The organism is Blastococcus sp. MG754426, from assembly GCF_021699055.1.
Lineage (GTDB): Bacteria > Actinomycetota > Actinomycetes > Mycobacteriales > Geodermatophilaceae > Blastococcus.
This window is the reverse complement of record NZ_SSXC01000109.1, coordinates 1-9,511: the sequence shown is the minus strand read 5'-3', so window position 1 is coordinate 9,511 and position 9,511 is coordinate 1. Positions and strand designations below refer to the sequence as shown.

Annotated in this window: 10 protein-coding genes; 3 read left to right on the top strand and 7 right to left on the bottom strand. The window is 74.6% G+C overall.

Annotation, left to right across the window (positions count from 1 at the left end):
* Positions 1-121: 121 nt before the first annotated feature.
* On the top strand, positions 122-508 hold the full coding sequence (locus E9549_RS21485) for a hypothetical protein (RefSeq protein ID WP_236828627.1): 387 nt from the start codon (positions 122-124) through the stop codon (positions 506-508).
* A gap of 12 nt (positions 509-520) precedes the next feature.
* On the opposite strand, the gene E9549_RS21480 is transcribed toward E9549_RS21485, so the two are convergent.
* Positions 521-1,300 (bottom strand): hypothetical protein, encoded by a 780-nt coding sequence (locus E9549_RS21480; RefSeq protein ID WP_236828626.1) that lies wholly within the window; start codon positions 1,298-1,300, stop codon positions 521-523.
* A 152-nt stretch (positions 1,301-1,452) separates the two neighbouring features.
* Positions 1,453-4,038, bottom strand: a complete 2,586-nt coding sequence (gene clpB, locus E9549_RS21475; RefSeq protein ID WP_236828628.1) for an ATP-dependent chaperone ClpB — start codon at positions 4,036-4,038, stop codon at positions 1,453-1,455.
* A gap of 218 nt (positions 4,039-4,256) precedes the next feature.
* Here clpB and E9549_RS21470 point away from each other — a divergent pair, with 218 nt between their 5' ends.
* Positions 4,257-4,721, top strand: coding sequence for a MarR family winged helix-turn-helix transcriptional regulator (locus E9549_RS21470; protein WP_236828625.1), 465 nt, complete (start codon positions 4,257-4,259; stop codon positions 4,719-4,721).
* Between the two features lie 87 nt (positions 4,722-4,808).
* On the top strand, positions 4,809-5,246 hold the full coding sequence (locus E9549_RS21465) for an OsmC family protein (RefSeq protein ID WP_236828624.1): 438 nt from the start codon (positions 4,809-4,811) through the stop codon (positions 5,244-5,246).
* Between the two features lie 56 nt (positions 5,247-5,302).
* Here the strand turns inward: E9549_RS21465 and E9549_RS21460 are convergent, their stop codons facing one another.
* The 5 genes from E9549_RS21460 to E9549_RS21440 form a co-directional block, all read right to left on the bottom strand.
* On the bottom strand, positions 5,303-6,979 hold the full coding sequence (locus tag E9549_RS21460; RefSeq protein WP_236828623.1) for a DHA2 family efflux MFS transporter permease subunit: 1,677 nt from the start codon (positions 6,977-6,979) through the stop codon (positions 5,303-5,305).
* An 83-nt stretch (positions 6,980-7,062) separates the two neighbouring features.
* On the bottom strand, positions 7,063-7,542 hold the full coding sequence (locus tag E9549_RS21455; RefSeq protein ID WP_236828622.1) for a MarR family winged helix-turn-helix transcriptional regulator: 480 nt from the start codon (positions 7,540-7,542) through the stop codon (positions 7,063-7,065).
* A gap of 205 nt (positions 7,543-7,747) precedes the next feature.
* Positions 7,748-8,221 carry a MarR family winged helix-turn-helix transcriptional regulator gene (locus E9549_RS21450; RefSeq protein WP_236828621.1) on the bottom strand — a complete coding sequence of 158 codons (474 nt, stop codon included), beginning with the start codon at positions 8,219-8,221 and terminating at the stop codon, positions 7,748-7,750.
* Positions 8,218-8,670, bottom strand: a complete 453-nt coding sequence (locus E9549_RS21445; protein WP_236828620.1) for a heat shock protein transcriptional repressor HspR — start codon at positions 8,668-8,670, stop codon at positions 8,218-8,220. The genes E9549_RS21450 and E9549_RS21445 overlap by 4 nt, the downstream gene beginning before the upstream one ends.
* A partial coding sequence (locus tag E9549_RS21440; protein ID WP_236828619.1) for a DnaJ C-terminal domain-containing protein occupies positions 8,667-9,511 on the bottom strand: 845 nt, incomplete at its 5' end. The genes E9549_RS21440 and E9549_RS21445, both read right to left, overlap by 4 nt.

Below are 9,511 nucleotides of genomic sequence, written 5' to 3'. Positions count from 1 at the left end.
CTCGCGGCCCTCTCGGGCCTGGCGCTCGCGCTCGGCGGCTGCGGCTCCGACGACGCCCCCGCCGGGAGCGCGGCCTCCACGACCCCGGGCACCGCCGGCCCCGCCGTCGGTGCGGGTCTCGATGGCGCTGCTCGCGACCCTCGCCGTGCTGCTCCTGCTGTACGTGACGATCACCTGGCTCGGCCGGGACGGCGTCCGGCAGGCGCTGGTCGAGGCGGGCCTGACCGCGGACGAGGCCCAGCAGTTCCTGCTGGTCAACACCACCGCGCCGCTGGTGCTGGGCATCGCCTACGCGGTCTCGGCGTGGGCCGTGTCGCGCCGCCGCCGCTGGGGCCTCTGGACCGGCGTGGTCTCGACGGTCGTCCTGGCGCTGGTGCTGCTCTCCACCATGCTCACCGCCGGCGGCGTCACCGTCGTCGCGCTGCTGCTGCTCGTGCTGTCGGTGGGAGCGGCGGCCAGCCTGGTCGCGCGGACGACGCGGGACTGGCTGGCCACCCGGCGGGCCTGAGCTGCCGCCTGCTCAGCCCTGACCCGTGGCGCGCTGCCACTTGCGGAAGCGGTACCAGTCGTTGGAGGGCTTCAGCGCCAGCAGCACCACGCCGGCGGCCGTCAGCGCGAGCTGGAACCAGGAGAGCGTGGTCAGGAAGGGCAGCGGCCCACCGGCGACGGCGTTGAACGGGCCGGCCAGCAGCGCCAGGCCACCGAGCACCCACAGCACGATCCGCGCCCAGTTGCGGCCCTGCCACGCGAACCAGACGAAGAGCAGCTGGAGCAGGAGCACGAGCACGGTGAAGCCGGTCGTCAGCTGCGCCGTCAGCTCGGCGAGCGCCTCGGTGTCCAGCCCCTCGAACTCCGCGCCCTGGAGGTCGGTACCCGACTGGTCGAGGGTCCAGTCCAGCAGCTCGTCCCAGTTGAGCAGCGTGACGACGGCCGCCACGGCGCTGAGCACCAGGGAGCCGAGGAACGCGCCGATGCCAGCGCGGACCGTCAGCGGCCGCTCCATCGGCTCGGGCGCACCCGGGCCCCAGCCCTGGGGCGCCGCGGGCGCGGGGGCGTAGCCGTACGGGTTCTGACCGTAGGGATGCTGGCCGTAGGGGTTCTGCGGCGGCTGCCCGTACGGGGGCTGACCGCCCTGCGGCTGCCCGTACGGGGGCTGACCGTAGGGCGGCTGGCCGCCGTGGGGAGGCTGGTCACCGTACGGCGGCTGACCCGGCGGCGGCGCCCACCCCGGCTGCTGGCCGCCCTGCCCCTCGGGCTGCCCCTGCTGCCGACCGTGCTGGTCGTCCTGGCCCGCCGTCATCGTGTCTCCGCCTCTCGGTCCGGTCGTCGCCCGCGATCATCGACGACGCCCCACCGGGGAACCAGCAGGGCACGCGGTGCCACCCGATCAGGCGGCGTCCCGCCCGCCGGACCCGGGGGGGGGTCCGGCGGGCGCGGCCACCTCCCGGGCGGCTACCCGCCGCGGGTGACGAGCAGGCCCTCGACGTCGCCACCCGGCCAGTCGACGACGACCTCGTCGCCGTCCCGGATGTCACCGGAGAGCAGCGCCTTGGCGAGCTGGTCCCCGATCGCCGACTGCACCAGCCGGCGCAGCGGCCGGGCGCCGTAGACGGGGTCGAAGCCGTTGAGCGCCAGCCACTCCCGGGCCGCGTCGGTGACGGTGAGCGTCAGCCGGCGGGCGGCCAGCCGGCGGGCCAGGACGCCGACCTGGATGTCGACGATCCCGGTCAGCTCCTCGCTGCCCAGCGCCCGGAACACCACGACGTCGTCCAGCCGGTTCAGGAACTCCGGCTTGAAGTGCCCGCGCACGACGCCCATCACCGCGTCGCGACGCCGCTCCTCGGGCACCGACTGGTCGGCGATCAGCTGCGAGCCGAGGTTCGACGTCAGGATCAGGATGGTGTTCCGGAAGTCCACCGTGCGCCCCTGGCCGTCGGTCAGCCGGCCGTCGTCGAGCACCTGGAGCAGCACGTCGAAGACGTCCGGGTGCGCCTTCTCGACCTCGTCCAGCAGCACCACGGTGTACGGACGGCGCCGCACCGCCTCGGTGAGCTGGCCGCCTGCCTCGTAGCCGACGTAGCCGGGGGGAGCCCCCACCAGCCGGGCGACGGAGTGCTTCTCGGAGTACTCGCTCATGTCGATGCGGACCATGGCCCGCTCGTCGTCGAACAGGAACTCCGCCAGCGCCTTGGCCAGCTCGGTCTTGCCGACGCCGGTGGGCCCGAGGAAGAGGAACGAGCCGGTGGGCCGGTCGGGGTCGGCGACGCCGGAGCGCGCCCGCCGCACCGCGTCGGAGACGGCGCGGACGGCGTCGGGCTGCCCGACGACCCGGTGGCCGAGCTCCTCCTCCATGCGCAGCAGCTTCTGGGTCTCGCCCTCGAGCAGCCGCCCGGCGGGGATGCCGGTCCAGGCCTGGACGACCTCGGCGATGTCGTCGGGACCGACCTCCTCCTTGAGCATGGAGGCCTGCTCCTCGACCGACGCCTCGGCCTCGGCCAGCGCCTTCTCCAGCTGCGGCAGCCGGCCGTAGCGCAGCTCCGCCACGCGGGCGAGGTCACCGTCGCGCTCGGCCCGCTCGGCCTCGGTGCGCAGCCGCTCCAGCTCCTCCTTGGCCTGCTGGATCCGGGTGATCGCGCTCTTGTCCTGCTGCCAGCGGGCCGTGAGCTCGGCCAGCTCCTGCCGCTTGTCGGCGAGGTCCTCGCGCAGGCTGGCCAGGCGCTCGAGGGACGACGGGTCGCCCTCCTTGGCGAGCGCCATCTCCTCGATCTCCAGCCGGCGCACGGCGCGCTCGACCTCGTCGACCTCGACCGGGCGGCTGTCGATCTCCATGCGCAGCCGGCTGGCGGCCTCGTCGACCAGGTCGATCGCCTTGTCGGGCAGGAACCGGGACGTGACGTACCGGTCCGACAGCGTCGCCGCCGCGACGATCGCGCCGTCGGTGATGCGCACGCCGTGGTGCACCTCGTAGCGCTCCTTGAGCCCGCGGAGGATGCCGATCGTGTCCTCGACCGAGGGTTCGCCGACGAAGACCTGCTGGAAGCGGCGCTCCAGGGCCGGGTCCTTCTCGATGTGCTCGCGGTACTCGTCGAGCGTGGTGGCGCCCACCATGCGCAGCTCACCGCGCGCCAGCATCGGCTTGATCATGTTGCCGGCGTCCATCGCGCCGTCACCGGTCGCACCGGCACCGACGATCGTGTGCAGCTCGTCGATGAAGGTGATGATCTCGCCCTCGGCCTCGGTGATCTCCTGGAGGACGGCCTTGAGCCGCTCCTCGAACTCACCGCGGTACTTCGCGCCGGCCACCATCGCGGCGAGGTCGAGCGCCATCAGCCGCTTGCCCTTGAGGCTCTCCGGGACGTCGCCGGCCACGATGCGCTGGGCCAGGCCCTCGACGATCGCGGTCTTGCCCACGCCCGGCTCGCCGATGAGCACCGGGTTGTTCTTCGTCCGGCGGGAGAGCACCTGCACGACCCGGCGGATCTCGGTGTCCCGCCCGATGACCGGGTCGACCTTCCCCTCGCGGGCGCGCTCGGTGAGGTCGACGGCGAACTTCTCGAGGGCCTGGTAGGTGGCCTCCGGATCGGCGGTGGTGACCTTGCGGTTGCCCCGCACCGTGCGGAACGCCGCCAGCAGCGCGTCCGCCGTCGCCCCCGCGCTGGTGAGGACGGCGGCGGCCTCCCCCTCCGACGCGGCCAGGCCGACCAGCAGGTGCTCCGTGGAGACGTACTCGTCACCGAGGGCACCCGCCTGCTCGGCGGCTGCGTTGATCACCCTGAGGAACTCGCGCGAGGGCGCGGGCGCCGAGACGGTCGCGCCGCTGACGCTCGGCATGCGGCGCAGGGCGGCGTCGGCCTTGCTGCGCACGTCGGCCGGGTCGGCGCCCACCGCGGTGAGCAGCGGGCCGGCGATGCCGTCGGCCTGCTCCAGCAGGGCGACGAGCAGGTGCAGCGGCTCGAGGGCCGCCTGACCCCGGCCGACGGCGAGGCGCTGGGCACCGGCGACGGCCTCCTGCGAGCGGGTGGTGAGCTTGCTGTCCATGCCAGGGGGCACGTCCTCTCCTCTCTCGGGCACGCCGTCCCTCCGTGGCCGGCGTCATCGCTCCCTGCAACGAGCCGGGGGTTGAGTCTGTTCCGCTCAACTCTGCTGCGCTCGTCCATCCTCGCCCCGCCCGCCCCGGCACCACCAGGGCCCCCTTACGGGTCGCGTCCAGGGCGGAAGGTCCCGGCCCCCCGTGCGGCGGCCCTAGACTGGCGGGCATGACCGCCCTGCCGGCTCCGAGCGTCGCGCTCGACGACCAGCTGTGCTTCGCGCTGTACGCCGCCTCCCGCGCGGTGACGGCGCGGTACCGCCCCATGCTCGACGCGATCGGCCTCACCTATCCGCAGTACCTGGTGATGCTGCTGCTCTGGGAGCAGGACAACCAGACGGTCGGCCAGCTCGGCGCCCGCCTCGCGCTCGACAGCGGCACCCTCTCGCCCCTGCTCAAGCGGCTCACCGCGGCGGGCCTGGTCACCCGGCACCGCCGGGTCGAGGACGAGCGCTCGGTCTCCATCGCCCTCACCGACGCCGGCCGGGCCCTGGAGGGCAAGGCCGTGGCCATCTCCGAGGAGATGATCGGCGCGATCGGCTTCGACACCAGCGAGTTCGACGACCTCAAGGCGCGGCTGCGGCTGCTCACCGACCGGGTCAACGGCACGGCCGAGGTGCCCGAGCAGGCCTGATCCGCGCGGTAGCCGGGGCTCCCGGCGGGTAGGAGGGCGGCCACGGCGCCGCCCAGCCCGGGGCGGCCACGGCCCGGAAGGGGCAGCATGCCCACTCGTACCGCCCGCACCGCCTGGAACGGCACCCTGCAGGAGGGCTCGGGGCAGGTGGAGCTCTCCAGCTCCAAGGTCGGCACCTACGAGGTGTCCTTCCCCAAGCGCGCCGCCGACGAGGCCGACGGCACCACCAGCCCCGAGGAGCTCATCGCCGCGGCGCACTCCGCCTGCTTCGCCATGGCGCTCTCCAGCGAGATCGGGAAGGCCGGCGGTACGCCGCAGTCCCTCGAGGTCTCCGCCGACGTGACGCTCGGCCAGCGCGACGGCGCCCCGACCATCACCGGGGTCAAGCTGACCGTGCGCGGCGAGGTCGAGGGCCTCGACGCCGACGGCTTCGACAAGGCCGCCCAGGCCGCCAAGGCCGGGTGCCCGGTGAGCAAGGCGCTGACCGGCACCGAGATCACCCTGGACGCCGCGCTCGAGGGCTGACCCCACCCGGACGGACGGCGGCCCACCTCCCCTGCGGGAGGCGGGCCGTCGTCCGGTCAGCGGGCCGGGACCACCCCGGCGTGCGCCACCCCGGTGCGCGCGCCGCCGGCGTCGCGGCCCTCGATCGCGTCGGTGCCGATGCGCACCGCGGACCCGCGCGCGGCCTGCTCCCGCTCGTCGCCGGTGTCCGTGCGCAGGGCGATCTCGCGGATGAAGAGGACGGCGAGGACCGCGACGAGCGCGACCAGCGCCGAGATCAGGAACACCCGGCCGGTCGCATCCCCGTACGAGAGGCGGATCAGCTCCTGCACCGGCGCCGGCGCGTCGGCGAGGTCGGCCAGCCCGACGTCCCCTCCCCCGGCGGCGGCCGTCCCCGCGGCGCCCGGGACCCGCGCCGTGCCGTCGCGGATCAGGTCGCCCACGTGGTTGCTCAGCACGGCACCGAGGACCGACACGCCGATCGTGCCGCCGAGGCTGCGGAAGAAGGCCACCGCGGAACTGGCCGCGCCCAGGTCCCGGGCCGCGACGGTGTTCTGCACGGCGAGCACCAGGTTCTGCATGCTCATGCCGATGCCGACGCCGAGCACGAACAGGTAGACGCTGAACAGCACCATGTCCGTCTCGTGGTCGATCGTCGCCAGCAGCGCGAAGCCGGCCACGACCAGGACCGTGCCGGTCGCCAGGTAGGCCTTCCACCGCCCGTAGCGGGTGATGAGCAGGCCCGAGACGGTGGAGGAGACCAGCAGCCCGCCGACCATCGGGACGGTCAGGAGCCCGGCCTCGGTCGGCGAGTACCCACGCGAGATCTGCAGGTACTGGCCCAGGAACACCGTCGAACCGAACATCGCCATGCCGACCGCGACGCTGGCGACGATCGCGAGCGTGGTGGTGCGGTCGCGGAACAGCCGCAGGGGCACGATCGGCTCCGCGGCCCGCACCTCGGTGACCAGGAAGGCCACGACCGCCAGCGTGGCGCCGCCGAGGAACAGCGCCGTCTCCACCGAGGCCCAGCCGAAGCTGCCGCCGGCGAGGGTGACCCAGATGAGCAGCGCCGAGACGCCGGCGGTGAGGAAGGCCGCGCCGAGGTAGTCGATGGTCACGTCCCGCCGGGTCACCGGGAGGTGCAGGGTGCGCTGGAGGAGCACCAGCGCGACCGCGGCGAACGGCACGCCGACGTAGAAGCACCAGCGCCAGCCCAGCCAGCTGGTGTCCACCAGCAGACCGCCGAGGAGGGGGCCGCCGACGGTCGCGACCGCCATGACCCCGCCGAGGAGACCGGAGTAGCGGCCGCGTTCGCGGGGGCTGATCATCGCGGCCATCGCGATCTGCACCAGCGCCTGCAGGCCGCCCAGCCCCAGTCCCTGGAGCACGCGCCAGGCGATCAGGGTCTCCACCGACTGCGCGAGCCCGGCCAGCATCGATCCGGCGATGAACACCACGATCGACAGCTGGATGAGCAGCTTCTTGCTGAACAGGTCGGCGAGCTTGCCCCAGATCGGCGTGGAGGCCGTCGAGGCCAGCAGGGTCGCCGTGATCACCCAGGTGTACTGGTTCTGCGTGCCGCGCAGCTCGGTGATGATCGTGGGCAGGGCGTTGGAGACGACGGTCGAGGACAGGAACGCCACGAACATCGCCAGCAACATGCCGGAGAGCGCCTCCAGCACCTGGCGGTGGGTCATCCGCCCCTGCTGCTCGACGGGCGCCTCGGCTGCGGCGGGCGGCACGGTGCTCACGGGGCTCCTGGACGTCGGGTGTGCGGGTCGGGCGGGAGGCCGGGTGGCCACCGGGCCGCTCCCACCCGCACGGGGCGGGGTGGTCATCGGGCAGCTCCCGCCGGTTCGGGGCGCGGCACGCCGGTGACGTCGACGTCGGCGACCAGGCGCTCGAGCAGGCCGGCGAGCCGCTCGGCGTCGTCGTCGTCCCAGTCGGCCAGGGCGGTCCGCGCCCACGCGGAGCGCAGCGCCCGCGAGGTGGCCAGCGCGTCGGCGCCGCGGCCGGTGAGGCGGAAGAGGACGGCCCGCCCGTCACGGGGGTCGGGCTGGCGCTCGACGTGGCCGGAGCGTTCCAGCGCGGTGAGCTGGCGGCTGGCGACCGAGCCGTCGACACCGGCGTGCGCGGCGAGGGCGCTGCAGCGCAGGTCACCGTCGCGCTCGAGCGGGAGGAGGAGGGCCCAGCCGAACGACGGCAGGTCACCGTGGAGCTGGGTGGCGGCGCGGGAGCTCAGGTGCCGTCCGGCGCGGATGAGCTGGGCGACCCCGGCCATGAGGCGGTCCCGCGTGGCGGGGCTGAGTGGCATGACGAGTCCTCGGGGTGGTGCAACTGCTTGCAGACCGAAACCATACGCCCATATGGTTGCGGCCTGCAACGTCATGCCGGGCGTGCCGCCCCGGACGCGGCGATGCCCGGACCCCGCGGTGGGGTCCGGGCATCGTCACCGGTGCCGCTGGGCTCGGCGGGTGCACGGGCGGAGAACGGCGGACACCGGTGACGATGCCGGCGGGTCAGGACCCCTGCTCGGCCTCGCGCGCCTCGCCGATCCGGTTCAGCCGCTCCAGCAGCGCGGCGAGCGTGGCGACGTCCTCGGCGGGCCACCCGGACATGTCGCTCTCCCAGCGGGCCCGGCGGGCCGACCGGATGCGGGCCAGCCGGGCCGCACCCTCGGCCGAGGGCGTCAGCACCTGCGCCCGGCCGTCGTCGGGGTCGGCTGCGCGGTCGACCAGGCCGAGGTCCACGAGGCTGGAGAGCTGCCTGCTGACGGTGCTCTTGTCCAGGCCGAGCCGGGCCACGAGGTCGCTGGCGCGCAGCGGCCCGGCGTCCTGCAGCAGGGCCAGCAGCCCGTAGGCGGCGCCGTCCAGGTCGGGGTGCAGCTCGCGCGCCAGCCGGGTCGAGATGGCCCGGGACCGGCGCAGCAGCAGCCCGATCTCGCGCTCGAGCCCGACGAAGGCCTCGTGGGCGTCGGCGCCCGGCCCGCTCACCGGGCCCCCCCGGGACGCCACACCACGAGGGCGGAGCTCGGCCGCCGGTGGGGCACCAGGTCCGCGCGGTAGGCCGCCGGGATCGCGGCCTCGGCCGCCATCCGCCGGCTCTCCGAGTGCTGCAGCTCCTCGAGGAGCTCGTGCACCCGAGCCTGCAGCGCCTCGACCTGGGACTCGAGGTCGATGATCCGCTTGATGCCGGCGAGGTTGACGCCGTCCTCCTGCGAGAGCCGCTGCACCTCGCGCAGCAGCGCCACGTCGCGGGGGCTGTACCGGCGGCCGCCCCCCGGCGTGCGACCAGGGCTGACCAGCCCCAGCCGGTCGTACTGCCGGAGCGTCTGGGCGTGCATGCCGGCCAGCTCGGCCGCCACGGAGATCACGAACACCGGGGCGTCGTCGGCGACGGACGGGGCCGCGTGGCCCAGCGGCCCTCCCGATGGCCTGGTCATGCCTCACCTCCCGCCCGCACCGCCGCGGTGATCTGCGGGCGCGGGTCCTCGTCCAGCTCCTCGGCCAGGTTCTCGACGGCCTTCCGCTGCGCCGGGGTCAGCCGTGCGGGGACGGCGATCTCCACGGTGACCAGCAGGTCGCCGGTGCGGCCCTTGGCGAGCACGCCCCGTCCGCGGACCCGCAGCGTCCGGCCGCTCGCGGTGCCCGCCGGCACCTTGAGCGACACCGTGCCCTCGAGGGTCGGCACGGTGAGCGTGGTGCCCAGTGCCGCCTCCGCGAAGGTGATCGGCACGGTCAGCGTGAGGTCCTCGCCCTTGCGGCCGAACAACTGGTGCTCGGACACGTGGACGACGACGAACAGGTCGCCGGCCGGGCCACCTCGCCGCCCGGGCGCCCCCTTGCCGGGCAGCCGGATGCGCTGGCCGTCCTTGACCCCCGCGGGGATCCGCACCGTGATGGTGCGGGTCTGGCTGGTGATGCCGCTGCCCGCGCAGGTCGGGCACGGGTCGTCGACGACCTGGCCGCTGCCGCGGCAGTTGCGGCACGGCTCGGAGAACGCGAACGCACCCTGGCTGCGGCTGGTCACGCCGGCGCCCTGGCACACCGGGCAGGTGTGCGGGCTCGTCCCGGGCTTGGCGCCGCTGCCGGCGCAGGTCGGGCAGCTGCCCGGGCTCTGCATCCGGAGCGGCACCGTGACGCCGAGGACGGCCTCCTCGAAGGAGAGGGTCGCCTCGGTCTCGACGTCCTGACCGCGCGCCGGACCCGACGCCGCCTGGCTGCGCGCGCGGGCCCCGCCGCCGCCGGCGCCACCGAAGAGGCCGCCGAGGATGTCGCCCAGCC